This is a genomic window from Lactobacillus sp. CBA3605, from assembly GCF_002970915.1.
In the GTDB taxonomy this organism is placed as follows: domain Bacteria; phylum Bacillota; class Bacilli; order Lactobacillales; family Lactobacillaceae; genus Lactiplantibacillus.
The window spans coordinates 2,057,382-2,082,759 of record NZ_CP027190.1; the positions used below are offsets into that span (position 1 = coordinate 2,057,382).

Annotated in this window: 18 protein-coding genes, 1 tRNA gene, 1 CRISPR repeat array and 1 other annotated feature; of the genes, 10 read left to right on the top strand and 9 right to left on the bottom strand. The window is 43.8% G+C overall.

All coding sequences use genetic code 11. From position 1 onward, the window contains the following. Nucleotides 1-34 precede the first annotated feature (34 nt). The 5 genes from C5Z25_RS09900 to C5Z25_RS09920 form a co-directional block, all read right to left on the bottom strand. Nucleotides 35-688 carry a histidine phosphatase family protein gene (locus tag C5Z25_RS09900; protein WP_105452463.1) on the bottom strand — a complete coding sequence of 218 codons (654 nt, stop codon included), beginning with the start codon at nt 686-688 and terminating at the stop codon, nt 35-37. 19 nt (nt 689-707) lie between these two features. Then, nucleotides 708-1,364 carry a histidine phosphatase family protein gene (locus C5Z25_RS09905; RefSeq protein WP_105452464.1) on the bottom strand — a complete coding sequence of 219 codons (657 nt, stop codon included), beginning with the start codon at nt 1,362-1,364 and terminating at the stop codon, nt 708-710. A 60-nt stretch (nt 1,365-1,424) separates the two neighbouring features. Next, nucleotides 1,425-3,281, bottom strand: a complete 1,857-nt coding sequence (locus tag C5Z25_RS09910) for a cation:proton antiporter family protein (protein ID WP_105452465.1) — start codon at nt 3,279-3,281, stop codon at nt 1,425-1,427. 17 nt (nt 3,282-3,298) lie between these two features. After that, nucleotides 3,299-4,237: a GrpB family protein gene (locus tag C5Z25_RS09915; RefSeq protein WP_105452466.1), complete on the bottom strand. Its 939-nt coding sequence runs from the start codon at nt 4,235-4,237 to the stop codon at nt 3,299-3,301. Nucleotides 4,238-4,473: 236 nt separating this feature from the next. Then, nucleotides 4,474-5,118 (bottom strand): VTT domain-containing protein, encoded by a 645-nt coding sequence (locus C5Z25_RS09920; RefSeq protein ID WP_234002804.1) that lies wholly within the window; start codon nt 5,116-5,118, stop codon nt 4,474-4,476. 223 nt (nt 5,119-5,341) lie between these two features. Between C5Z25_RS09920 and helD the strand changes: the two genes are divergently transcribed. The 6 genes from helD (at nt 5,342) to C5Z25_RS09950 (ending at nt 14,931) form a co-directional block, all read left to right on the top strand. Then, on the top strand, nt 5,342-7,654 hold the full coding sequence (gene helD, locus C5Z25_RS09925; RefSeq protein ID WP_105452468.1) for an RNA polymerase recycling motor HelD: 2,313 nt from the start codon (nt 5,342-5,344) through the stop codon (nt 7,652-7,654). 339 nt (nt 7,655-7,993) lie between these two features. Further along, nucleotides 7,994-8,917, top strand: a complete 924-nt coding sequence (gene coaA / locus C5Z25_RS09930) for a type I pantothenate kinase (RefSeq protein ID WP_105452881.1) — start codon at nt 7,994-7,996, stop codon at nt 8,915-8,917. A gap of 95 nt (nt 8,918-9,012) precedes the next feature. Further along, nucleotides 9,013-10,569 carry a glutamine-hydrolyzing GMP synthase gene (gene guaA, locus C5Z25_RS09935; protein WP_105450031.1) on the top strand — a complete coding sequence of 519 codons (1,557 nt, stop codon included), beginning with the start codon at nt 9,013-9,015 and terminating at the stop codon, nt 10,567-10,569. A gap of 152 nt (nt 10,570-10,721) precedes the next feature. Further along, nucleotides 10,722-11,738 carry a DUF4767 domain-containing protein gene (locus C5Z25_RS09940; protein WP_105452469.1) on the top strand — a complete coding sequence of 339 codons (1,017 nt, stop codon included), beginning with the start codon at nt 10,722-10,724 and terminating at the stop codon, nt 11,736-11,738. 87 nt (nt 11,739-11,825) lie between these two features. Beyond that, nucleotides 11,826-14,360 carry a M1 family metallopeptidase gene (locus C5Z25_RS09945; RefSeq protein WP_105452470.1) on the top strand — a complete coding sequence of 845 codons (2,535 nt, stop codon included), beginning with the start codon at nt 11,826-11,828 and terminating at the stop codon, nt 14,358-14,360. Between the two features lie 67 nt (nt 14,361-14,427). Continuing rightward, the gene (locus C5Z25_RS09950; protein WP_105452471.1) at nt 14,428-14,931 is read left to right on the top strand and encodes a thioredoxin domain-containing protein; all 504 of its coding nucleotides are present in this window, start codon (nt 14,428-14,430) and stop codon (nt 14,929-14,931) included. Between the two features lie 162 nt (nt 14,932-15,093). Continuing rightward, nucleotides 15,094-17,013: direct repeats of the CRISPR family, unit length 28 nt; unit sequence GTATTCCCCACGCATGTGGGGGTGATCC. A 727-nt stretch (nt 17,014-17,740) separates the two neighbouring features. Here C5Z25_RS09950 and asnA read toward each other — a convergent pair. Together asnA and C5Z25_RS09960 are read right to left on the bottom strand one after the other, a co-directional pair. Then, nucleotides 17,741-18,748 carry an aspartate--ammonia ligase gene (gene asnA / locus C5Z25_RS09955; RefSeq protein ID WP_105452472.1) on the bottom strand — a complete coding sequence of 336 codons (1,008 nt, stop codon included), beginning with the start codon at nt 18,746-18,748 and terminating at the stop codon, nt 17,741-17,743. 65 nt (nt 18,749-18,813) lie between these two features. After that, nucleotides 18,814-19,067: a binding site (T-box leader), on the bottom strand. An 86-nt stretch (nt 19,068-19,153) separates the two neighbouring features. Then, nucleotides 19,154-20,560, bottom strand: coding sequence for a C69 family dipeptidase (locus C5Z25_RS09960; RefSeq protein ID WP_105452473.1), 1,407 nt, complete (start codon nt 20,558-20,560; stop codon nt 19,154-19,156). A 348-nt stretch (nt 20,561-20,908) separates the two neighbouring features. On the opposite strand from C5Z25_RS09960, the gene C5Z25_RS12530 reads away from it, so the two are divergent. The 3 genes from C5Z25_RS12530 (at nt 20,909) to C5Z25_RS09975 (ending at nt 24,127) form a co-directional block, all read left to right on the top strand. Next, nucleotides 20,909-21,109, top strand: coding sequence for a helix-turn-helix domain-containing protein (locus tag C5Z25_RS12530; protein ID WP_105450048.1), 201 nt, complete (start codon nt 20,909-20,911; stop codon nt 21,107-21,109). Nucleotides 21,110-21,285: 176 nt separating this feature from the next. Beyond that, complete coding sequence (gene recQ, locus C5Z25_RS09970) at nt 21,286-23,076, top strand: DNA helicase RecQ (RefSeq protein ID WP_105452475.1); 1,791 nt, start codon at nt 21,286-21,288, stop codon at nt 23,074-23,076. Nucleotides 23,077-23,254: 178 nt separating this feature from the next. Next, on the top strand, nt 23,255-24,127 hold the full coding sequence (locus tag C5Z25_RS09975) for an RluA family pseudouridine synthase (protein WP_105452476.1): 873 nt from the start codon (nt 23,255-23,257) through the stop codon (nt 24,125-24,127). Nucleotides 24,128-24,196: 69 nt separating this feature from the next. Here C5Z25_RS09975 and C5Z25_RS09980 read toward each other — a convergent pair whose 3' ends face one another. Beyond that, the gene (locus C5Z25_RS09980) at nt 24,197-24,526 is read right to left on the bottom strand and encodes an ArsR/SmtB family transcription factor (protein ID WP_105452477.1); all 330 of its coding nucleotides are present in this window, start codon (nt 24,524-24,526) and stop codon (nt 24,197-24,199) included. A 485-nt stretch (nt 24,527-25,011) separates the two neighbouring features. Here C5Z25_RS09980 and C5Z25_RS09985 point away from each other — a divergent pair. After that, nucleotides 25,012-25,083: transfer RNA gene (locus C5Z25_RS09985), tRNA-Arg, on the top strand. 69 nt (nt 25,084-25,152) lie between these two features. On the opposite strand, the gene C5Z25_RS09990 is transcribed toward C5Z25_RS09985, so the two are convergent. Continuing rightward, a complete protein-coding gene (locus C5Z25_RS09990; RefSeq protein ID WP_158682938.1) occupies nt 25,153-25,368 on the bottom strand; it encodes a hypothetical protein in 216 nt (71 codons plus the stop codon). Nucleotides 25,369-25,378: the final 10 nt, after the last annotated feature.

The following is a 25,378-nucleotide window of genomic DNA, read 5'->3' on the forward strand; positions in this document are numbered from 1 at the left end:
GACAAGATATAGTCCAAAATTTGGGGCTACTTGCTTAAATTAAGTCTTCAGCGTAGTTGACCACGTGAATTTGGTCACCATCAATGTCTAAGCGGGTGACACTCCCATTCTTAGGACCAGTTGTGATATCCATATCAGGGGCAAAATGGGCTACAATGCTACGAATTGTCGTGCCATGTGAGACTAACAAGATCTTTTCATGATGATTATGATGAGCTTTCAGATAATCAAAGCCTTGAGTGACCCGCGCCCAATAGCGCGCTTCGTCTTCAGCTTCATGAAAGGGATCGATTGACCGCATTAAGTCACGGGTTTTATCGATTGGTAGATAGGCTAATAGTTCATGTAAACTAGTGACGCCATAGTCTTTGCCGACCAGTGACCAAGTCCGACTAGAATCATCACCTTCAAAATAGCCGTAAAAGACTTCTCGAAAATTGGCGAGAGTGGTGACGGTCGGCTGGTTTGTTGGTGCGGCAGCCATGATTAACTTGGCAGTATCAACTGCGCGTTTAGAGTCACTAGCGTAATAATGGGTAAAATTAACAGTTGCTAAAGCCTGGCCAACTTGGGTCGCCATTGCTTGGCCGCGTTCAGTTAAAGGTGAATCTGACCAGCCTTGCATCCGATTGAAGACATTAAAATAAGTCTGACCATGGCGCACCAAATAAATTGAAAATTGTGACATTACACTACTCCTTCGTTAGTTAGTTGAGCTGGTCCTTTTTTCCAAAGTAATCAACGTGAATCGCATCGTCGCTAATGGTGAACTTTGTGACACTACCATTTTGTGGGCGGTCTGGTGACGTTAGGTGTCCATACTTAGCGGCCATGCTGAAGATGGTATTGCCGTGGCTAACTAATAACACCTGATCGCCGTCATGCTGGGTGGCCCGTAGTTGGGCAATGCCACCGTTAACGCGGGTCCAAAATTCGGCGTTATCTTCAGCTTGGTGGAAAGGATCAGCCGCTTTAGCGAAGTCCTTGGCTTTTTCAATGCCATACTTTTCAATAATTGCAGATAGGGTCGGTGCTTGATGGGGCGCACCAATCATGTACCAGGTCTGCGAGGTATCGTCACCTTCAAAGTAACCGTAGAAGGCTTCGCGAAAAGCGGGCATCGGGGTCACTGAAAGCGCCGCATTACCGCTATTAGGCAAAATTAAATTGGCGGTTGTCATGGCACGTGACATGTCACTGGCGTAAGCCGCATCAAAATGAATACCAGCTAATAATTGGCCGGCTTTTTTAGCATCGGCTTCACCAACGGCTGTTAGTGGTGAATCACACCAGCCTTGCATGCGGCGATATTTATTAAAGTAAGTTTGACCGTGACGAATCATATAAACAGAAAAAGTTGACATGTCTAAACTCCTCAATCCTCATTTTTCGGGCTAACAGCCCCGTTAGTTCATTCTAGCATATTAGTTGGCGGTCGCTAAAGCTTGTCGGATGAGTGGCGCCGCTTGCTTACTTCCCGTGAAGATTAACCGATCCCCATACTGAATCGTGGTGCTACCATTGGGGACGATGACGCGGCGATTGCGGATCACCTGACTAATGGTAATATCTTTAGCAAACTGGAGATTCTTAATCTGAACATTAGTGTATAAGCGGTTGGCAACGCGGACTTCGTAAATACTATTTTCAGTATCACGTAACATCAACAAGGTTGATGGTGATTCGATTAGTGACCGGAGTAACGTAATGTTAGCTTCCGGTGTGTTATAAACTTCAATCCCTAAGTCGCGTAGTTCGTCTTCATGTTCATTCAACACGTTGCGGTCCTCAAACCGAACGATAATCCGTCGAACGCCATACGTGTTAGCTGCTTTCGCCAACTTATAGTTACGTTCGGCATCAATATGACCGAGCACTAAAATATCGGTATCAAAGACGCCTTGCGCCTCAAGTTCTTCGGCGGTAAAGTTCTCAAGTAGTTGAACGGGAGCTTGGGCATGATAGGTCTTGTAATTTTGCGGATGATTGGTAAACATCTGCACATCGTACCAGCCTTTACGCAATTGTTGGGCGACCGGTACGGTACTGAGATTGGCACCGATAAAATGGACCGATGTCTTGACCAAATCTTCTTTTTCAGCGGAATAAAATTTATTAAAAATCAACGGGGAGACGACACAGGTTAATAGGGCGGCCAATAAGAAGGCACCGGATTGGTCGGTCGTAATCGTCTTCATCGACTTGGCAACGCGTAAAATGGCTAAGACCATTGTCATGGTCGTGGCAGTTAGTGCGGTTCCGGCCAAAGCATTAGCTTGCTTGAAGCGTAGTTTTAAGACCCAATAGCCGCCGAGCTTCGCAATCATATAGGCGAAGAAAAACAGCGGAATAAGTAGCAATGTCTTACCGCTCGTTAATAAAGTACGCAAATTTAAGTCGACACCCGTGGAAATAAAGAAAATTGGAATGAAAAAGCCGTAACCAATCGAGTCGAGTCGTTCGCGGGTGCTTTCATTCGGTTGCAGTAATTTAAGGACAATCCCGGCGACAAAAGCGCCTAAAATGTTTTCAGCACCCACGGATTCCGCAACGGTGACCATGGTGACGATTAAGAAAAAGGCCAGCCGGATATCCAATTGAGTGGTTGATTTATTGATGTTTTGGTAAAAATGGAAAAAAGGTTTAAAACGCAAAAGTAAGACAGCGGCGACCGCTAAAATTAATAATAAGAGCCATAAACTTTGAGAATTACTCCCAAAAATAGAGGCGTACAAGGTCAGTCCCATCATCGGAATCAATTCTCCAAAGACGGAAATTAGGAGGATTGTTTGACCGAAGGCTTTACTGAGCAGTTCCTTTTCTTTGAGGGCTGCAATGACAATTCCTAAAGAAATCGTGGCAAATAAAATTGTCGCTAGCCAAAAATCGCTGAACAAGCCAGTGACTTTGAAAGTGGCTGCTAACAATAATGACAAAATCAAGACCGTGCTATAGGCATAGACCGATAGTCGGACTGGAGAATACTTTGGTAAACTACCGGCCTGTTTTTGTTCCAATGGTGTTAGTGCGGCGCGGCGTTTCTTAAACAAACTGAAGTCAATTTCGAGACCGCTTAAGAATAATAAGACAATGACGCCAATCGTAGATAACTGGGAAATCGACGTATTCATTGAGACCAGATTGAACAGGCTGGGACCGAGAATGATGCCAACAATAATTTCCATAACGGCGGTTGGCAAGCTATTGATTTTGAATTTTGCCATCACCAATGGAATGAGTAATGCGGCAAATAAAATAATGACTAATGATACTTGATCCATATTAATTCCTCAATTCATTAATAAACTTTAAGCTGATTATCTTCGAAACCCCAGAAAGCTTCATTTAAGTTGGGGTCGGTAAAAACTTTTAATAATTGGGCGATGCCAGGCGCTAACTTGGCGGTTGCCAGAGTGGTCAATGGTTGCCAACTGATGGCGCCCTCATAGGAACCAGCGAGGAGGTTGCCGGTGTAATCGGTAGTCGTATACAACGTGCCTAAAGACACATCACCAGCGGCATTTTCAACCCAAGTAACGGTTCCCACGAGTTTTAGGTGTGATACCGTCAGGCCTGTCTCTTCACGAACCTCACGCTGCATGGCAGCAACTTGGCTTTCGCCGGGGTCAACATGTCCACCTGGTAAAGTTAACCCGGGCCATTGTGAATCAATTTTATTTTCAACAACGACTTCATGAGTGATTGGATTCATGATTAAACACATATTAACGAGTTCCGCCCGCACGGTGCGATCGTGATGTTCATGCGTCGCTTTTGTCAGCAACCACTCGCTAGCTTTGCCATTAATACTAGTGACAAAGGTGGTTTTTGCAGCATAATAGTCCGGTGTCACCGCAGCTTTAGTGCGTACCGCAGTATATTTACGACTATCGGTACGATGGGCGTTCAAATAATCCCGAAAATTAATCAAGCACTGATATTGCGTGACGTCAGTGAAAAAAATCAATTGGAAGGCCTGTCCTTGAACGGTCAGCTGATAAGTCTGGGGTTGATTAGGCACTGGTGTCGCGGTTAAAGCTTTAGTAGCGGCGGTCATGTCGGTTACCAGAAGCGCAATATCAATAATTGGTTGTGCCGGAATGCTTGGAATTGCGGTACTGCCAACGTGACTGCTGGCTTTTAGCCAGGGCGATAGCGATTGTTTTAATTGTTGCTGAAAGTTGGTCGCCGCAGTTTGCCAACTAGGTTGGTAAGCGACGAATTGCCTCGTTTGCATGCGTGCCACATCTCCAAAATATTATAATCCTATGAAAGGATACACTTTTTATAAATATTTTGAAAGGATTTACCTAGGGTGTAGCTTGATTCACGCTGTAAAAATTCAATGCTGAGGTTGGGTGGAGAATAAAAAAAGTTGCTGCAAGAATTGACAACTTCTTACAACAACTGTCTGGCATCAATCATCAAATAGGTTGAAATGCGTTCTGAAAGTTAAGGTTTATTTTAATTAAGTTAGACGGTGGCGCGCCGTCGCCGCAAGGCTCTGAATAAGGTGATCCCAATCGCTGGAATTAAAGCACAAGCGAGAATTCCTAAGAAAAATAGCGACAGGTGTGCCTGCACAAAGCTGATGGAGCCAAAGAAATAACCTAGTGAACAGCCAACGGTTACCCACAGGCCAACGCCGACTAGATTCCAAAGGGCGAACGCTTTTTTAGGCATTTTAGCCGAACCAGCCATTAGTGGAACAAACGTGCGAATTAAGGGAACGAACCGGCCTAACATAACGGCGCGGGAGCCGTACTTCGCAAAGAACGTTTGAGCCAGTCGTTGTTTTTCAGCTGGTAAATGGCGTTGTAGCCATGGCCATTGAATGAGGTGATGACCGATTTCAAAATTAACTGTATCACCGATTACCGCTGCAAAGAAAAAGACTGGCACTAAAATTTGAATGTTTAAAGTGGTGTGGGTCGCAGCCATCGTACTGGCCAAAAAGATTAACGATTCGCCGGGTAAAAATGGAAAGACCACCATCCCAGTTTCTAGGAAGATGACCGCAAATAGCGTAATATAGCTCCAGTTGCCCAACGTGACTAATAGGGGCCCGATGAATTGTTCTAAATGGGTTAAAATCTCGATTAGATTGGTCAAAGGCATCATCTCCAATAAAGTTATATCTATTCTAGTCGCTTCAAAGGTGAAATGCTAGTGTAAGCGCTAACAGTTTGGCTAACTTAACTGAATCATAACTTCGATAATAGAATGTTTATACTTTAACCACATTAATTGTGGAAATTCAGGCAACTGGTGGGTTATTGATTGAGTCATGGCCGGGATAGTGCTAAACTTATTCATCGATATTTAGGAATGGAGGACTCTGATGGCAAAGTCAATTAAAGCTTCAGAACAACAGCATCTGGATCACGTTGTGGCAAAGATTCGGGTCGCCGAGGACCAACAAAGTCATACCATTGAACGGTCCGAACACGATCAGGCTGATATTAAACAAAACTTTTATAATGATGTCAATATTAAGACCGATAGTTATGAAGGCATGATGGAAACCGGGTTGTCCGTCCGGCAACAACAACAAATGTTGGACGAACGCCAAAATAGTTGGCAACATGCGACTAAACAGTTGTCCACGCTGAAAAAGTTAGAAAAAAATGCGTATTTTGCGCGCTTGGATTTTCATGAAGCGGGTGAACCAGCCACCGAAACTATCTACATTGGCTTGAGCTCTTTTTCCGATACGCCGGATCATTTTTTGATTTATGATTGGCGGGCGCCGATTTCTAGTATTTATTACGATGGTGGTTTAGGGCAGGTTACTTACCAAACACCAGATGGGTTACAGCAAGTTGACGTGCAATTAAAACGCCAGTTAATGGTGGCTGACGGTCAGATTGTCACCGTTTATGATACGGAAGAAGCTGTGGGGGATTCGATGCTCCTTGAAGTGTTGGATGAAAAGTCCGACGTTAAGATGAAGAGCATCGTCACGACGATTCAAAAAGAACAAAATACAATTATTCGTGATACGAGTTCCGACTTACTCTTCGTGCAAGGGGCGGCCGGTTCCGGGAAAACTTCATCCGTGCTTCAACGGGTAGCCTACTTGCTTTATCGGTATCGTGGCAAGTTGAATGCGGGCCAAGTTATTTTGTTTTCACCAAATCAATTATTTAATGATTATATTAATCAGGTATTGCCAGAATTGGGTGAACAAAATATGGTTCAGATGACGTATTATCAGTATGCCTCGTATCGATTACCACAGATGAAAGTCGAAACATTGCAACAACGGTTCGAAACTGAAAATACGGCGACGATGGCTAAAATCACTAAATTAGAAGGTAGCTTAGCTTTCTTTAATGCGGTGACTACCTATGGGCGTCATTTGGAACGTGCCGATATGCGGTTCCGGAATATCACATTGAATGATGACGTGATTATTCCACGGGCCAAAATCAAAGAAATTTATTATTCATTTAATGAAAACTATCATTTAGGGAATCGATTATCGGCGACTAAGGAAGCGCTAATTAAGATTTTGAATCGAAAAGTTCAATCTGAAATGCGGACCAAATGGGTTGAAGAAACGGTTCAAGATTTGTCGCGTGAAGAACAAAATGAATTATATGGCAATCAACCACGAGAATTTAAGAACGGTGATGAAGAGTTTAACTTTTTAGCTCGTAAGATTGTCATGCAACGGCTAGGACAAGCGCGTACGCAAATCGTTCGTAACCGATTTTTAAGCATTAACATGCAATATGCCCATTTTTTGCGGCAAGTTCCTGAAATTTTAGATTTGGCCCAATATGACATCACCCCAGCCGAATGGGAAGCTGCAGTGGTTCGTAAGCTGGCTGAGGTCAAGGAACGGCATATCTCGTTGACGACTGTTTCGGCGTATATGTACTTGCATGATTTAATGACCGGGAAAAAAGGGCAACGGGATATTCGGTTTGTCTTTTTAGATGAAATTCAAGATTACAATGCGTTTCAGTTGGCGTTCTTGCAATTTAGTTTTCCACAGGCCCGGTTTACCATGCTCGGTGATTTGAATCAGGCCATCTTTACTAAGGAAAATAGTCATACCTTGATTGGCGAGTTGGAAACGTTGTTCGATCCAGAAAAAACACGAGTCGTTCAATTAACGAAGTCGTATCGGTCGACGCAACAAATCACTGATTTCACGAAAGAAATCTTAGTGAATGGGGAAGCTGTCACAGCCTTTGATCGCCAAGGTGACTTACCTAATCTAGCGGTTACTGAAAACTTTGAGCAAGCGGTTAATCAAGTTGTCCAACAATTGGCTGCTAACGAGTCCGATCGGGATACAACGGCTATTATTGGGAAAACGCTGGCGGAATGTGAACAACTCACCACGGCCTTAAAGGCGCGCGGCGAGCATGTGACGTTAATTCGCACCGAAAATCAACGGCTGGCGCCAGGCGTCATTGTGGTGCCATCATTCTTAGCTAAGGGCTTGGAATTTGATGCGGTCATTGTGTGGAATGTGAATGCTGCAAATTATCAACGTGAAGATGAACGACAATTACTGTATACAATTTGTTCGCGGGCGATGCACGAATTGACGATTGTCGCGATTGGTGAGCTTTCACCACTGTTAGCACGTGTGGATGCGCAACTTTACACGATGGCGGCGATTAAATTGGAAAAATAGCTGACATTTTTTAAAACGAGTATTATCGACGCCAAATAAAGTCGTGCGTCTTAATAGATCGACATGGTGACCATTTAACGGACACTGTGCCGATTTTTTGTTTCGAGTGATTTAATTTACGGTTAACGCTTGTCGGCGCTTGGGAACGGACTGGTTTTCTGGGAGTTCAGCGGCTACTTTGCTGCTAAATAACCAGGTCACTGCACCATTGCCCTGACTGTTAAGGCCTTTATTGCGCAACCATTGGTTCGTTGAGAGTTAACGTCAGCTTCGACTGATTTTTGAATGGTATTTATGCTATAATCAACCCATTAATTTAGTAATGGTGGCCGACAGATGATGGAAGAACAATTGAATTATTACCGCTTTTCACGGGCGCAATGGCAACAATTTTATCGGGATGGTCATGTGCCCCTCACAGCGGAAAATTTACACGAAATTAAAGCGTTTAATGATCAAATTAGTTTGCAAGACGTACAAGAGATTTACTTACCGGTGGCCCATTTATTGCAGGCCAAGTTCGAGCATTATTTATCGTGGCGTGAGACGGAGTCCGTCTTTTTGCGCCGGCAAAATAAACAATCACCGTTCATTATTGGGGTTTCTGGGAGCGTGGCAGTGGGGAAGACGACCACCGCACGGTTATTAGAAATTCTATTTAAATATTTATATCCGGATCGACGGACGCAATTGATTACGACGGATGGTTTTTTATATCCGAATGCTGAGTTGAAACAAAAACAGTTAATGGAACGCAAAGGGTTTCCGGAGAGCTATGATATGCCACGGCTGATTCAGTTTTTAAATGACGTCAAAAGTGGGCAACCATTGGCGAAATCGCCGGTATATTCGCATCAGACTTATGATATTGTGCCGAACCGCTACCATGTGATAACGCACCCTGATATTTTGATTGTCGAAGGAATCAATGTGTTACAGTTGCCGACTAATCAGCATATTTATATTAGTGATTTCACTGATTTTTCGGTGTACGTGGATGCGGATGCCGATTTAGTGGAGACCTGGTACTTAGATCGGTTTGAAGCCTTAATGAAAACCGCTTTTCAAGATCCTAAAAATTATTTTTATCCGTGGGCGATTGGTAGTCATGCAGACGCAATGGCCATGGCGAAACGTGTCTGGCGGGATGTGGATTTGAAAAACTTGAATGATTATATCCTCCCAACTCGGAATCGTGCGGATTTGATTTTACACAAGGTCGCTCAGCATCGGATTGATACGATCTACTTTCGGAAGTATTAAACTGATTAAGAAATTTCTCATAGTTATTGACCGAACGTTTAGAAATCAGTATGATAGAGCTATTGAACAACAATTAATCCAAAGGAGTGAACAACTTGGCAAAAACGGACACCGCGTCATTCGACTCAATTTTAGTGTTGGATTTTGGGAGTCAATATAATCAATTGATTACCCGGCGCATTCGTGATTTCGGCGTTTATTCGGAACTATTACCGAATACAATTACTGCCGACGAAATCAAAGCCCGCCACCCGAAGGGGATTGTCTTTTCCGGTGGCCCCAATAGTGTTTACGATGATGGCGCCTTTCGGGTTGATCCTGAAATCTTTAAGTTGGGCATTCCAATTTTAGGGATTTGTTATGGGATGCAACTGATGACTTACTCACTGGCTGGTGGGAAAGTCGAATCAGCTAACAACCGTGAATATGGGAAAGCTAATATCACCGTCACTAGTGATAACGCAACTTTATTTAAAGCTACGCCAACTGAACAATCTGTCTGGATGAGCCATGGTGACTTAGTGACGCAAGCGCCAGATGGATTTGAGGTAGTTGCCACTTCGAAGAATTGTCCAATTGCAGCGATTCAAAATGTTGACCAGAAGATGTATGGCATTCAATTCCATGCGGAAGTTCGGAATACGGACTATGGGAACGATATTTTGCGTCACTTTACGTTTGACGTTTGTGAAGCAACGGCGAACTGGTCAATGGACGATTTCATCGATATGCAGATTGACAAGATTCGCGCCCAAGTTGGCGATAAGAAAGTTTTACTTGGTTTATCTGGTGGCGTGGACTCCAGTGTCGTGGGTGTCTTATTGCATAAAGCCATTGGGACCCAGTTAACGAGTATTTTCGTGGATCATGGCTTATTACGTAAAGGTGAAGCTGACCAAGTCATGGCGAGTTTGGAAGGTAAATTTGGCTTAAACATCATCAAAGTGGATGCCAAAGACCGTTTCATGAGCAAGCTAGCGGGTGTTAGTGATCCTGAAAAGAAACGTAAGATTATTGGTAATGAATTTATCCAAGTCTTTGATGAAGAAGCCACGAAGTTGAACGGGATGGAATTCTTAGCGCAAGGGACGTTGTACACGGATGTCATTGAAAGTGGCACATCAACGGCGCAAACGATTAAGTCTCATCATAACGTCGGCGGCCTACCAGACGACATGCAATTTAAGTTGATCGAACCTTTACGGACTTTGTTTAAAGACGAAGCACGTGAATTGGGCGAAAAGCTAGGGATGCCTTCTGCATTAGTTTGGCGTCAACCATTCCCAGGTCCTGGTTTAGGGATTCGGGTGATTGGTGAAATTACTGAAGCTAAGCTTGAAATCGTACGTGATAGTGATTACATCCTCCGTGATGAAATCAAGAAAGCCGGCTTAGATCGAGAAATCTGGCAATATTTTACTGTGTTACCAGGAATTAAGAGCGTCGGTGTCATGGGTGATGGTCGGACCTACGACTATACAGTCGGTATTCGGGCGGTAACCTCGATTGATGGAATGACTGCGGACTTTGCCCGCATTCCTTGGGATATCTTACAGAAGATTTCGGTGCGTATCGTCAATGAAGTCGATCACGTGAACCGAATCGTGTATGATGTGACGAGTAAGCCACCTTCGACAATTGAATGGGAATAAATTTTTTCATTGAGTTTTAATATAGTAATTATTAGAAAGTGATGCATCTGTCAAAGGATACATCACTTTTTTAATGGTTAGAAATTAGTGAAGCAAATAATTAAATTAATGTTTAGGGGGATGCTGCCAGTGTTATTAAGGCCGCAAATGTAATGAAAAAAATAAAGGTGTTAATGCTAGTTGTAGTTAGTCTGTTGAGTGGTTGTGCAGCTAGACCAAACCAAGCAGTGCCCAAGGTGAGTTCCAGTCAAAGTACAGCTGCCACTAACAGTCGGCCGACAAGTAAGAAAGTCGCATCAAAAAAGAGTAGTAGCGCAGTTGTTGCTAGTTCATCGAGCGAAATGGAAGCCAATACATTATGGAATCAAACTAAAACGCAACGGCTAGCGAAGTTTATGCATCAGTGGGAAGTTGAGATGGGCCAAAGTTATACGGGCACGTATGACGGTGATCACCCGGACCATTTAGGATTTGTTTTTCCGACAACGATTACGACTGGTCAGCTGAAAGATCGGGTAAAGTGGGGACAGCGGGCCATCAATTTAACGTGGTCGAAAAACGGTGAAAACGGCGCAGAATTTCAAGTAGTAGCGGTTGCCACTGGTGGCAAAGCGACAGCTGAATGGCCCACGACTTACTTCTTTTGTTTACATCATCAACGGCCAGTGGTCTTCATGACGCAGACGACTAATGGTGACGATCTCTATCTAAAGGATACGCAAAATAGCGCATTGCAAGCGGGATTCACTGAAATTGTGACTGGTAGTCGGCCGACGGTTCAAGATAGTGCAACACTAAATGCAGACGTTAGTGCTGCAGTTCAGGCGAAGCCCCAACGTTGGCCTAGCAATTATCAAGGAACTTGGTATTATTATGAAGCTTACACCAAGCGTGTTGAAACGGTCGAAAATACTAGAATTAGTGAAGCCAAATTGAACTACTTTGATACTGTCACACCGAAATTTATAAATGTATTAGGCGCGACCCAGACGGCGGGAGATGGCGAGTTTGACTATGTTCGTTATCAATACTACGACGGTCGTCAAATTCCCGTGATGATGATGGCGAGTGGTGCAGATATGTGGTTTGATAATAATGCCTATCGTGATAAAGCGATTGCGGCCCAATTACGTGGCTTACAATTTGGGGATGAAACCGCAAGTCGCTAAAAAATTAGCGACTAAGAACCACTTTCAGCGCACCGGGCAGTTAATTGTCGTATAATTGAATTATTCTAACAAATCAAGGAGAATTTCATGAAAGAATTAACGCATTTTTATCAAATGTTTCAACCAGAACATTATGATATTTATTTAGATATTAATCGTGAAACGAAACAAATCACTGGTCAGACGGTCATTACTGGTGAAGCCAAGACGAAAGCAATCGCCATTCATCAAAAAGATTTAACCGTTAATACGGTTCAAGCGGATGGTCAAGCAGTGCCATTTGCAATTGACGCTAAAGCTGATGCAATTCGGGTTGATTTGGAAAAAGCTGGGCAAACCACGCTAACAATCGATTATACAGCACCTTTAACGGATACCATGATGGGCATTTATCCATCGTATTACGAACTTAATGGCCAAAAACAACAGATTATTGGGACGCAATTTGAAACAAATTCAGCGCGGCAAGCGTTCCCTTGTATTGACGAACCTGAAGCCAAAGCGACGTTTGATTTGGCTATCAAATACGACGAACAACCGGGTGAAACGACTATTAGTAACATGCCAGAAGTTAAAGTGGTCGATGGCGTGCACTATTTTGACACCACGTTACGGATGTCTACTTACTTAGTGGCGTTTGCCTTTGGTGACTTACAACGTAAGCTGACGACTACTAAGAGTGGGGTTAAAGTGGGCGTTTTCGGGACTAAAGCGCATAAAGCAAATGAACTCGACTTTGCTTTAGATATTGCGAAACGATCAATTGAATTTTATGAAGATTTTTATCAAAAACCATATCCACTCCCACACTCATGGCAATTAGCCTTGCCAGACTTTTCAGCTGGTGCCATGGAAAACTGGGGCCTAGTGACTTATCGGGAGGCTTATCTCTTACTTGATCCCGATAACACGGCGCTGGATATGAAGCAACGTGTTGCCACCGTGATTGCGCATGAATTGGCGCATCAATGGTTCGGTGATTTGGTCACCATGAAGTGGTGGGATGATCTCTGGTTAAATGAAAGCTTCGCCAACATGATGGAATATGTTGCCATTGATGCGATTGAACCGGATTGGCATATTTGGGAAACTTTCCAGGCCTCTGATGCACCAGCTGCGTTACAACGAGATGCTACGGACGGGGTGCAATCGGTACACGTTCAAGTTGAAAATCCGGCAGAAATTGATTCCTTATTTGACGCAGCAATTGTGTATGCTAAAGGTGCTCGGATGTTAGTAATGGCCCGGGCCCTAGTAGGTGATGACGCCTTACGTGCTGGCTTGAAACAGTATTTTGAAGCGCATCAGTATGGTAATGCCACTGGTGCTGATTTATGGGCAGCACTTGGTCAGGCGTCTGGCATTGATGTCGGGTCGATTATGACCTCGTGGCTCGAACAGCCTGGTTATCCAGTTGTGACAGCTGCGGTGGTTGAGGGGCAATTAACCTTATCACAAGCCCAATTCTTTATTGGTGATGGTCAAGATGCTAATCGGCAATGGCAGATTCCATTGAACAGTAATTACGCCGCAGCGCCACAAATTATGGATGCCAATCACTTAGTATTGGGTGACTATGCTAAATTACGTGCTGAAAATGGACAACCATTCCGCTTAAATGTTGGGAATAACTCACACTTTATCGTGAAATATGATCAAACGTTATTAACGGATATTTTAAAGCAAGCTAATAATTGGGATGCAATTTCACAATTACAAGTGTTACAGGACCTACGTTTATTAGCCGAGGGACGCCAGATTTCGTATGCGTCAATGGTACCGTTATTGGCACAGTTTGCGAACAGCACCTCAACTTTGGTTAACGTGGCTTTATACCGTGTTGCTAATGATTTGAAGAAATTCGTCAAGCCAGCCTCAACTGAAGAACAACAATTGCAACACTTGTTTGATCAATTGAGTGAAAAACAAGTTGATCGTTTAGGTTGGCAAGCAGTAGCCCAAGAATCTGATGATGATCAATTGACACGACCCGTTGTTTTAAATGCTTCGTTGTACGCTGAAAATGCGGGCACCATTTTAGCTGCGCATGAATTATTCGAAGCGAACCAAGATAAGCTTGAAACGTTGCCGGCAGCGGTGCGGGTCTTAGTCTTACGCAATGAAGTCAAAAAATTTGGTAGTTTAGCGTTGTTCAATCAATTATTGGCAACTTATCGGCAAACCTCAGACGCCAGCTTTAAAGCAGATATCTGTGCAGCACTAACTGCCACGACGGATGCAAGCTTGATTGCAAAGCTAATCACAGCCTTTGAAGATGCTGATACGATTAAACCACAAGATTTACGTGCTTGGTTCCGCGGCGTCTTAGCAAATGATGCTGGTGAACAAGCGGCTTGGGATTGGATTCGTCAGGATTGGTCGTGGCTAGAAGCGACGGTTGGTGGTGATATGGAATTTACCACTTACATCACTGTCATTGCTGGAATCTTTAAGACCGCGCCACGATTAGCTGAGTTTAAAGCGTTCTTCGAACCGAAGTTACCAACGCCAGGCTTAACCCGGGAAATAAATATGGATATTAAAGTGATTACCACCCGCGTCGCATTAATTGAAGCGGAACAAGTAGCTGTGAATGCGGCAGTTGCTAAGGTGATTAAATAGTAAATGAGTAGTTAGTCGTCACTGCATTAAGTTGTGGTGACGATTTTTTGCGAGAGGGGCAAAGCGAGTGACTAAATATAAATTCAATTATGACCAAGCAACTACATTAACTTACGGTAATCGACAGGCTCCAAAGCAGTTAACAACAATCTTAAATTTGGGCTGTGTCGATACGCAGAACTGGTGGTTACTGAATCAAGCAGCGTTGTTTGAAGCCGTTGATCAGGGCCAGTTAGTCTTGCATTTGAAATTCTGGAGTAAAGTTAAGCCGGCATTGATGAATGGAAATGTTGCTAATGGGTATGTTGATTATCAACACCCGACGGCGGCGTTGGCCTTTATCCAGGCGGTCTTTCAGCAGCAAGCAGCGTTACGAGCGCTGACGACTACGGCGGTACCTGCCTATTTACAGACAACTTTTCAGGTACAACCGTATCCTGAAGCAATGGCAGTGCAGCAGCAAATTGATCGAGAAATTTTGGATAATGGTATTACAAGTGTGCCAACATTGATTATGGCCGGAAAAGCTTATTTTGATGAACAATTACTGCCAATTGAACAACTGCTTTAGTCAGTATCAGAAGTGTAGTTAACGATGTAAAGAATAAAATCGTGATTGTTAATGGGTCATTGCTGTTGTATGCTTTAAAATATAGGGCAGTTTAAAAACCAAGTTAATGTAATTCGGTGTTTTTTGAAATTTAGAATGCTGTTATATCAAGGATTCTTTAGTGTATTCCCCACGCATGTGGGGGTGATCCTAACGGAAACTCTTGGTCATCCATGATTTCAATGTATTCCCCACGCATGTGGGGGTGATCCCAATCCAGTCGCCATAATGAATTTCAAGTTCACCGTATTCCCCACGCATGTGGGGGTGATCCTATCATCATCGCATGTTATATCACAGCGAAAGCGTATTCCCCACGCATGTGGGGGTGATCCCAGCTTGAATAGTCATAAAAATAACCTTAATGAGTATTCCCCACGCATGTGGGGGTGATCCTTACCCTCATGAACTGCCCGCACTCGTTGAGTAGTATTCCCCACGCATGTGGGGGTGATCCTAACACGTATAAAAGTCGGGACGCACGCCAAAAGTATTCCCCACGCATGTGGGGGTGATCCTGTCTGTTACTCTCGGTTTGCTCATACTTGATTGTATTCCCCACGCATGTGGGGGTGATCCCTCATATTTTTTTAACATTATTCCCACTCCAAAGTATTCCCCACGCATGTGGGGGTGATCCTATTGCCGAGCCTATAAAACCTAAAAAAAGTGCGTATTCCCCACGCATGTGGGGGTGATCCTAAGTCATCATCAATCACGTTCATGAGTAATCCGTATTCCCCACGCATGTGGGGGTGATCCTATTTTTAACATGCTCTAAAATTCATCATTCGAGTATTCCCCACGCATGTGGGGGTGATCCCGGCTAGGACTATCAGAAAAACGTTTATTTTTCGTATTCCCCACGCATGTGGGGGTGATCCTTAGTTCGTCAATAGCAACGCCCGACAAGTCTTGTATTCCCCACGCATGTGGGGGTGATCCTAGCTTGCTTATAATATGGAATATTTACTTTTAGTATTCCCCACGCATGTGGGGGTGATCCTACGACGGTAAGTCGGATATTCCCGGATGGAGAGTATTCCCCACGCATGTGGGGGTGATCCTCCGGTGTCGGCTGATTGGTAGCAAGGATGTTAGTATTCCCCACGCATGTGGGGGTGATCCTGGTGTTTCAACATTTTTAAGTGGTTTATGGAGGTATTCCCCACGCATGTGGGGGTGATCCTATTGGCAGGTAACTGAGTTAAGTATAGATGACGTATTCCCCACGCATGTGGGGGTGATCCCCTTATTCCAAAAATCTGCTGCATTTTGGTTTTGTATTCCCCACGCATGTGGGGGTGATCCCCAGACCAAGCACCATCAGTGCCGACTTTAGTAGTATTCCCCACGCATGTGGGGGTGATCCCGTGGAAAGTTTGAAACCATTACCGATGGATACGTATTCCCCACGCATGTGGGGGTGATCCCTTGACTGACTAGGCTTTACACGAAGATTAATTGTATTCCCCACGCATGTGGGGGTGATCCTAAATTAGGAGGACATAAAAATGACAAACAAAAGTATTCCCCACGCATGTGGGGGTGATCCCATTTCCGGATAAAGCTGTGACACGGCACAAGTGTATTCCCCACGCATGTGGGGGTGATCCTATGCTTTATGAAAATAGTTATATCGCTTGACGGTATTCCCCACGCATGTGGGGGTGATCCTTTTCGGACCTTAGTCATATCCTTCATCGGAACGTATTCCCCACGCATGTGGGGGTGATCCCTCCTAATCTTGCGGGAGTTATATGGCATGACAGTATTCCCCACGCATGTGGGGGTGATCCTTAGCACTTTATTTTTTGGACTACGAAGCTCAGGTATTCCCCACGCATGTGGGGGTGATCCTGACGCCTATGTAACGGGGGTGTTTTGATGGCTGTATTCCCCACGCATGTGGGGGTGATCCTTAAATGGAGTCTCTTCATAATCGGGGCGGCAAGTATTCCCCACGCATGTGGGGGTGATCCTAATATAAACATTTTTCTATAAAATATCATTGAGTATTCCCCACGCATGTGGGGGTGATCCTTTACAAGTATGTATAAAGTAGGCGGATTAGATGCATTCCCCACGCATGTGAGTGTGAGATTCTACAACGGTCAAGTCCGACTGAGTTGGTTTCATTATGGGCACTGGCTGATAACATTAGCGACAAAGAAGCAAAGAATCAGGTTAATCGTTACTTATCTGTCATGTCTGCTAAGGAGCGTATAACGCGGTTAGAAGAGCTTAAGGTTAAGTTTTGTAAATTTGCTGTGAAGCAAGTTGGTAGTGTTGAACGTACTCCCTCGATGAACCTTTATATCAAAGTTATTTAGATGTTCTTGCTCAGCTTAAAGATGGTAAATTGGTTGAACGTCGCTACTACGGTAGCACTGGAAGACCATGAATAGATATTGATTATACTACCACGGCAATGCTAAGAAGTACCCGGTTGTGCCGCATGCGCATGCTCAGAGTTACAGTGAACGTGAGAACATTGAAATACAGGTTCATCAACCACCATATTGTAAGTTAACCTTTGCAGAAAGAATTGTGAATATTGATGATACTAAAGAATGTTATTCTCCACGCATGTGAGGGTGATTTCAGTAGCTTTTAAGCGTGATCTCATAAGTTGTGTTTTACTCAGTATTTTCCATGGACGCCAAGCATCATACAAAATAAGCGGCAGTTATGAAACCAGTAATCAGTTTCGTAACTGCCGCTTATTTAAAATTCTAAAACGTTATTTCAAGTGTCGTTTAAACAAGGCTTAAAGTAAGTGAATCCCGTTAGCTTCGCATTGGTCAATCATGGTTTGTGGCCATAAAGCAGCTTGCACTTCACCAACATGCGCTTTGCCTAATAACAACATGCAAAGGCGTGATTGTCCAATACCACCGCCGATGGTGAAGGGAAGTTCATCATGTAAAATCATTTGATGATAGGGGAACTTGAGACGATCTTCGGCATCCGCTAACTTAAGTTGACGGGACATTGATTCGGCATCGACCCGAATACCCATGCTAGAAACTTCAAGGGCAATTTGTAGTGGTTCGTACCAGAACAAAATGTCGCCGTTTAACTGCCAATCATCGTAGTCAGGGGCGCGACCATCATGGCGTTTGCCGCTATGAAGTTCACCGCCAATTTGCATTAAGAAGACAGCCCCGAGTTTTTTACAGATGGCGTTTTCACGTTCTTTCGGAGTCATATCTGGATAGAGGTCTTCCAATTCTTGGGTGGTCATGAAGTGAATTTCATCTGGTAAATGGTGCACCGCTTGTGGGAATTTGTACCAAACTTCGTGTTCCATATGCTTAATGACTTTGAAAATGGTTTTAACAGTTTGTTTCAGGGTATCTAAGTTACGTTCATCTTTGGTGATGACTTTTTCCCAATCCCATTGGTCGACGTAAGCCGAATGAAGGTTGTCTAAATCTTCATCTTTACGAATGGCATTCATGTTAGTGTAGAGGCCAGTGTGTAATGCAAAGTTATAGCGATGCAAGGCCATCCGTTTCCATTTGGCTAATGAATGCACGATTTCAATCGTTTGATCAGGTAAGTCTTGCATTGTAAAGGAAACTGGGGTTTCAACGCCGTTTAGGTTATCGTTTAGCCCGGTTGATTTTTCAACAAACATTGGCGCTGACAAACGTGATAAGTTGAGTTCTTTACCGAATTCATCTTGGAAAGTTTCACGAATGTAACGAATGGCGGTCTGGGTTTCTTTAACGGATAACTTAGGATCATATGATTTTGGAATAATTAAATGCATAATGTGGCACTCCTTTGGGTTTTTAAATTAACAAGACGAAAAAAGTCTCCCGTCTCTTGACTAAATCAAGGGACGAAAGACTTTTTTCGCGGTACCACCCAAGTTGTTTATCTTCACAATAAACCAGCTTTAAATAGCGTACTAACATACGCCACCGATGATAACGTACCGGCCAACGACTAATCCTACTTTAACTAAGTTATTTCAGTTAGCAACTAAGAAAGTGTTTTTCGGCTAATTCAAGGTCTGATCAGGTTTCCACTAAGCCCTGATTCACTGGCAGGTTGAATTAACGTACTCCTCTTTCCTCCGTTTTTTATCTTGTGTCATTAATATTAGCACTCATTTTTAAAAAGTAAACCCTAAAATTAAAATTCAGCGAGTGATTATGGCCGACTTTCTCATTTAATCATTGAGGTTATAGCGCAATTTCATTTGTTCAGAACCGGAAATGACCATATCACCTAATAATTTGGTTTGGCGGCGCATCGATTCGTCAGCTAATTGTTGGTTAGCAGCGGCTAAATAGGTTTGAATCTTAGTCTGCCGGCTTAGGCCAGCGTCGGTGGTATGTTGAATCTGACGATAAGCGCTCATGGTGTTTAAGTCAAAACTATTCCGCATATCGACGTAAAAATCGTAGTTGGTATCGCCTAATAGGGCAGTGGTACAGCTTAACCAGTACATATTATTCAAGTTAAAGGTACCATCCGCATCTTTATAGCTGGCAGGGGTATCGGTGACATTTGAGTAAAATGGTACGACGGTGTTAAACGTATTGGCACCAAATGCAAGCCAATGAATTCCAGCAATTTCAGCAGGGACATGATTCCGAATCTGCAAAATATGCACATCATGATTACGATTAATCCCAATCGGTCGGAACAAGGTCTTATCTGCCTCGTTACCACTACCGTAAACATCGTATTTCGTATTTTCATAGTGAGAACTCAAGACGAACTTAACGTCTTCAATCGAAATTTTCCGATTAGCATGACAAATAAAAGGTAAATCTTGGGCCATCGGATCTTGTTCAACTGCTGGCGTGAAGTATTTTTGACCGAACCAAGCACGCGGATTATTGTAAACGGTATCTTTGATTGTTGCGCTACCAAAGATGTGGCGTAAGTTGTAGTGATCAAAGTCTGGATTAAGATCATTATCGTTGATGAACTGTTCTAAATCAGCAGAGGCCATGGTATCTGCGGTGCTGAAATCAAAGGAATCGATGTTCATCCGGTTAGGTGCGACTACGTAGGCGTCATCAGGAATTCGTTTGGCAGCCCAATGGTGCCCACCGATGGTTTCTAACCACCAAATTTCGTTGTTGTCAGAGAACGCAATCCCATTAGGTTCATAAGTCCCATAGGTTTTTAAGAGGTCGCCTAAGCGTTCGACCCCTTCCTTCGCACTATGAATGTAAGGCAAGACTAGAGTGACCAAGTCTTCTTCACCAATACCATCGGTAACGAATGGATCGAGGCCTAAAACGCGTGAATTAGTCGTAATGGTTTCAGTTGCAGACATTGCGATGTTTTCACTATTAATCCCGGCTGCAGGCCAAGTCCCATTAGTGAGAATTGAATTAGGAATTGACGTGTACCGCAACGGATTGTCTGGTAAATCCATGTGGAATTTACTTAAGACTGCTTGATAGTGGCGGGGTTGGTCAGCAGGATTAACGACTACTAATCGTTCTGGATCTAAAGCTTCGTGACCATCATCGTTACGGGAAATAATGGTTGACCCATCAATTGAGGCTTTTTTACCAACGAGAATGGTGGTACAAGAACCTTGAATACGTTTTGTCATGTGAACGACACTTCCTTTAATTTATTAAATCCATTATACGCTTCCTAAGCGGGCGAAAAAACTAGCTTGTCATCGGTTGGCCGACCATAAATTTCGTGATGACGAATTGATGGCGCTGATTATAGTGACCTGAAAAAAGGATCGAATTTTAAAATTTTAGTTTGGTTGTCAAATCTGACAAGTAGGTTTTGATTAGACATGGACTCACCTCAATAGTTATTATGCGAACAAATGTTCTCTGCTGCCAGTGAAAGAACTTTAATAATGCGTAAAAACCCAAATTTAAAGCTACAAAAATCTGGCATCTCTTGGTATGATAAAACATGGTTAATAAAAGGGGGCTTGGTGATGGCACGTGGACGGCGAGCGACATATACTGAGAGAATTGAGATTGTTCAATATACGTTAGCGCATGATAATAATTATCAGCAGGCCGCTGATAAGTTTAAAGTATCCTATTCGCAAGTGTACACTTGGGTCCGGAAATATCAGCAAGCGGGTGCCGACGGTTTGGTTGATCATCGCGGTCGGCCGAAACAGTCAAAATAACGGGATTACATAAAAAGCATTGTGTTCATTAAGGGGTCGGCAGTTGATGATTAGAATCAACTGCCGACCCCTTAATGATAGTTGAACGGCAAACCATTTTTTTGCAACTGCTCAAGTTGTAACTTGGTAAAATTCTCGGTAGAATAGAACCACTGAATTAAGACGGAGGAGCTTAGGTGATGGACTTAGCAGCGGCACAACAAGTATTAAAAACAACGTTTGGTTATGATGAATTTCGGCCGGGGCAAAAAGCGGTCATCGAGCAAGTGTTGGCGGGAGAAAACACGTTGGCAATCATGCCAACTGGGGGCGGTAAATCACTCTGTTATCAGATTCCGGCGTTACTCTTTGACGGATTAACGGTCGTTGTTTCGCCGTTGATTTCATTGATGAAAGATCAAGTTGATGCGCTCAATGATAATGGAATTGCAGCCACGTTCATCAATAGTTCGTTGGACTATCAGGCAATTAATCAGCGGTTACAAGCCCTACGAGCGGGCGATTACACCTTACTCTATATTGCACCTGAACGGTTAGATTCACCCCAGTTTATTCGTGATTTAGGCCAGTTGCCAATTAAACTATTGGCTATTGATGAGGCCCATTGTATTTCACAGTGGGGGCATGATTTTCGACCGAGTTATTTAGCATTGAGTACTGCTGTTGAGCAATTGCCGAGCCAGCCGCAAGTCTTGGCGTTGACGGCGACGGCAACGGAACAAGTTGCCAAGGATATTCGGCACTTATTAAAGATTGAACCAGATCATGAAGTGAACACGGGGTTTGCCCGTGATAATCTGGATTTGGCAGTTGTGAAAGGTCAGGATACGGATCGTTATATTTTAGACTATCTAGCTGCTAATGCCAACGAAGCTGGGATTATCTATGCTAGTACCCGGAAAGAAGTCACGCGGTTAGCGGGGCTGTTGACTAAGCATCAGATTAAGGCGACTCAATATCATGCGGGATTAGACGACCAAGTGCGGCGGCAAAATCAAGAAGATTTCTTGTATGATCGGGTGCAAGTGATGGTGGCGACGAATGCCTTTGGGATGGGGATTGATAAAAGTAACGTGCGGTTTGTCATTCATGCTCAAGTTCCCGGCACCCTAGAAGCCTATTATCAAGAAGCCGGTCGGGCTGGTCGAGATGGCTTGCCAAGTACGGCGGTCTTAATGTATCGGGCCCAAGATGCCCATATTCAACATTTCTTTATTGATGAATCCGAAATGGATACGGAACATAAGCATCGCGCTTATCAAAAACTCCAAGTCATGTCACAATATGCCAATACCCAAGGCTGTTTACAGCAGTTTATTTTGAATTACTTTGGTGAGTCTTCTGAGCCGTGTGGGCGTTGCAGTAATTGCCAGGATGAGCGGGCGGAACAAGATATTACCACGGCCACGCAAAAGGTTTTGTCTTGTGTCGTACGGTTACATGCACGGTTCGGCAAAATTGTGGTGGCACAAGTGTTAACGGGGGCTAATAATCAACGCGTTCGCGAGTCCCACTTGGATGAATTACCCACTTATGGGATTATGGCCGGTCAACGGCAAAAAAGTGTCGCTGAATTGATTGATTTTTTAACGGCCACCGGGTATTTGCAAAGTATGGGTGGTCAATATCCAACCTTGGGTGTGACTAAAACGGGGGTCGCCGTGCTTAAAGGCGAAACCAAGGTCTATCGCAAAACGGCGCAGACCGTCGAACGGTCGACGCCTGAAAATGATGCGTTATTTGAACAATTACGGACTTTACGGCGGAACTTGGCTGAAGCGCAACATGTGCCACCGTTTGTCATCTTTTCAGACAAAACATTGCATTCAATGGGTGAAATTATGCCGGAAACGGATGCGGCCTTTCTAGATGTTAAAGGGGTCGGCGCTAGCAAGCTTGAAAAGTATGGTGAGACTTTTATGGCAACCATTCGGGCTTTTGCACATCAACCAGCAACTGCTGATTAAGGCTTGGCTTTGTTCAGAAAACCATAAATATCACTCAGAACTTGACCAAAAGATGCGATGTTATTTTGGATATTCGACATTAAGACAATGTACGTCTGTCCGCCATGGCTAAAATTATTCGTGACTTGTACATGAGAAGTAGTTAAGTCTTAGTTTAATACAGAGAGGATGGCCTAAAATGCAAGTTGACTGGCGCCATACTGGCGAATCCGTTTCCATGAAACATTTTTTGATACAGCACGGGATTAGTATGCGGCTGATTAAGGCCATTAAACACGGTGAGGGTCAATTCATCGTTAATCAGCGGGTTCAAACCGGTGTGATCACGATTAAGACGGGCGAAGTTGCCGGGATCCGGATCCCGGATGAGGCCGCAGATCCAACGGTTGCAGTTAGTACAGGCCCTATAGCGGTTATTTATGCGGATGAAAATTGGTTGGTGGTCAATAAACCGGCGGGATTAACGAGTGTGCCTGGTCCTAGTAATCGAACCGATACACTGGTTAATCGAGTTAAGGGTTACCTGTTAGCGACGCATGCCGCCAATCAAAAGCCTCATTTAATTACACGCTTGGATCGCGATACTAGCGGATTAGTGTTGATTGCAAAACATCGCATCGCTCAGAGTATGTTGACGTATGCGCCCATTCAGGCGACGTTAACGAAAACCTATCTGGCTTGGGTTAGTGGGCAACTAACGCCAACGACGGGCACCATTTCGTTACCAATTGGCCGCGAAACGGCAAGTCCTAAACGAACAGTGATGACTAGTGGTCAACCAGCGGTAACCAAATATTGGGTTCTACAAACGACCGCTAAGATGACACAGGTGAAATTACAATTAGTAACGGGGCGGACGCATCAAATTCGAGTGCATCTAACGGCGCTTGGTCATCCGTTATTGGGTGATGCCTTGTATGGTGGGGACCAAACTTTAATTGAACGACAAGCGCTGCATGCGGCCACTTTAGGCTTTCAAGATCCCTTTAGTGACCAACGCTTGACGTTTACGGCGCCTTTACCACCTGATTTACAAAAGTTAAGGGTTTAAAAATGAGTTGAAATCAAATTTTAGGGATTAAAAAGGCATTTGGATAAAATCCAAATGCCTTTTTAATCCCTAATGTTGATCGGTAACGGGTCCGAAATCTGATGCCAGCGTGGTAAAGGTAGCTTGTAGTTGTGCTAATGGTTGCGCCAAAGTGAGGTAGTAAATATGTTCTACGCCATTACTGCGCATGGCGATCACGCCAGCTTCACGCATGAGGCGTAAGTGGTGAGAAACTGCTGGTCGTGAGATGTTGACTAAAGCGGTAATGTCAGTCACGTTTAAGCCGTCACCACTGTTCCCCAGAGCAATGATGATTTGGCGTCGGACTTTTTCAGCGAAAATGCCAATTAATTGGGCACTTGCCGCTAATGATGCCTCTGATTTTTGATAGTTAGCCATAACTGACCTTTTCCTTTCGATTCTATTTAATGGCCTTAAGACCAAGTCCCCATCATTACAGGCTAGTAATGAAGTGGTCGTTAAGGTAATTAAGCAGGTAACTACGCCATCCACGGCGTTCACGAACCCGGTTGCTAGTCCGTAATTTATTTTTAGTCACCAAAAAGTGACCGTCAAATCATTAAAGTCCGCAAGTTGCCGAACGGACTGTTGAATTAAAAACACGCCGAGACTTACATTTTAATTAAAACAACTCCTTAATTGATTGTCAATCGTTTTTATTGAAATGCTTTATAATTAGTGACTTTAATCGTTGAAGTTTGTTCTGTATCTATTTAATGATTAGCGCAACTGTCGACTCTAGTAAGGGTTCGGTTGTTTGTTATATTGAACCATTAAACCACCCAATCCAGTCTTAAACTGGTTCGGTCAGTTAATTATTTTAAACCGACATTCGGGCTTAATTGTGCTAAAATAAAGAGTAGGCGCCCTTAGTGTAAAGGATAGCACGCGAGATTTCGGTCCTTGCGATCCGAGTTCGATTCTCGGGGGGCGCAATTGGTAAAAGTAATAGCCGGTATTAGCAGGTCGTAAAGCCTTGCTGTACCGGCTTTTTTGTGCTTAGGCTAACGATGTTTCAGCTGGTACTTCTTGTAAGCAACATAAAATAACCAGCTAGCCAGCGCAAAACTACTGACCATAATTAATAGCCAGCCGTAACGCATGAACCAAGCGACTAGGTTGACGACAATCACAAGACCAAGTAACCACCAGAGCCATTTTGTGAAGAACTTATAAGTGGCCCAAACACCAAAAATTGTTAGTAATAATAAAAACATCATCGATACCTCG

Excerpts from the sequence above, each read along its gene's own strand:
- C5Z25_RS09900 (WP_105452463.1), bottom strand. The coding sequence starts at position 688 with ATGTCACAATTTTCAATTTATTTGGTGCGCCATGGTCAGACTTATTTT.
- C5Z25_RS09905 (WP_105452464.1), bottom strand. The coding sequence starts at position 1,364 with ATGTCAACTTTTTCTGTTTATATGATTCGTCACGGTCAAACTTACTTT.
- C5Z25_RS09910 (WP_105452465.1), bottom strand. The coding sequence starts at position 3,281 with ATGGATCAAGTATCATTAGTCATTATTTTATTTGCCGCATTACTCATT.
- C5Z25_RS09915 (WP_105452466.1), bottom strand. The coding sequence starts at position 4,237 with ATGCAAACGAGGCAATTCGTCGCTTACCAACCTAGTTGGCAAACTGCG.
- C5Z25_RS09920 (WP_234002804.1), bottom strand. The coding sequence starts at position 5,118 with ATGCCTTTGACCAATCTAATCGAGATTTTAACCCATTTAGAACAATTC.
- helD (WP_105452468.1), top strand. The coding sequence starts at position 5,342 with ATGGCAAAGTCAATTAAAGCTTCAGAACAACAGCATCTGGATCACGTT.
- coaA (WP_105452881.1), top strand. The coding sequence starts at position 7,994 with ATGGAAGAACAATTGAATTATTACCGCTTTTCACGGGCGCAATGGCAA.
- C5Z25_RS09940 (WP_105452469.1), top strand. The coding sequence starts at position 10,722 with ATGAAAAAAATAAAGGTGTTAATGCTAGTTGTAGTTAGTCTGTTGAGT.
- C5Z25_RS09945 (WP_105452470.1), top strand. The coding sequence starts at position 11,826 with ATGAAAGAATTAACGCATTTTTATCAAATGTTTCAACCAGAACATTAT.
- asnA (WP_105452472.1), bottom strand. The coding sequence starts at position 18,748 with ATGCATTTAATTATTCCAAAATCATATGATCCTAAGTTATCCGTTAAA.
- C5Z25_RS09960 (WP_105452473.1), bottom strand. The coding sequence starts at position 20,560 with ATGACAAAACGTATTCAAGGTTCTTGTACCACCATTCTCGTTGGTAAA.
- C5Z25_RS12530 (WP_105450048.1), top strand. The coding sequence starts at position 20,909 with ATGGCACGTGGACGGCGAGCGACATATACTGAGAGAATTGAGATTGTT.
- C5Z25_RS09975 (WP_105452476.1), top strand. The coding sequence starts at position 23,255 with ATGCAAGTTGACTGGCGCCATACTGGCGAATCCGTTTCCATGAAACAT.
- C5Z25_RS09980 (WP_105452477.1), bottom strand. The coding sequence starts at position 24,526 with ATGGCTAACTATCAAAAATCAGAGGCATCATTAGCGGCAAGTGCCCAA.
- C5Z25_RS09990 (WP_158682938.1), bottom strand. The coding sequence starts at position 25,368 with ATGATGTTTTTATTATTACTAACAATTTTTGGTGTTTGGGCCACTTAT.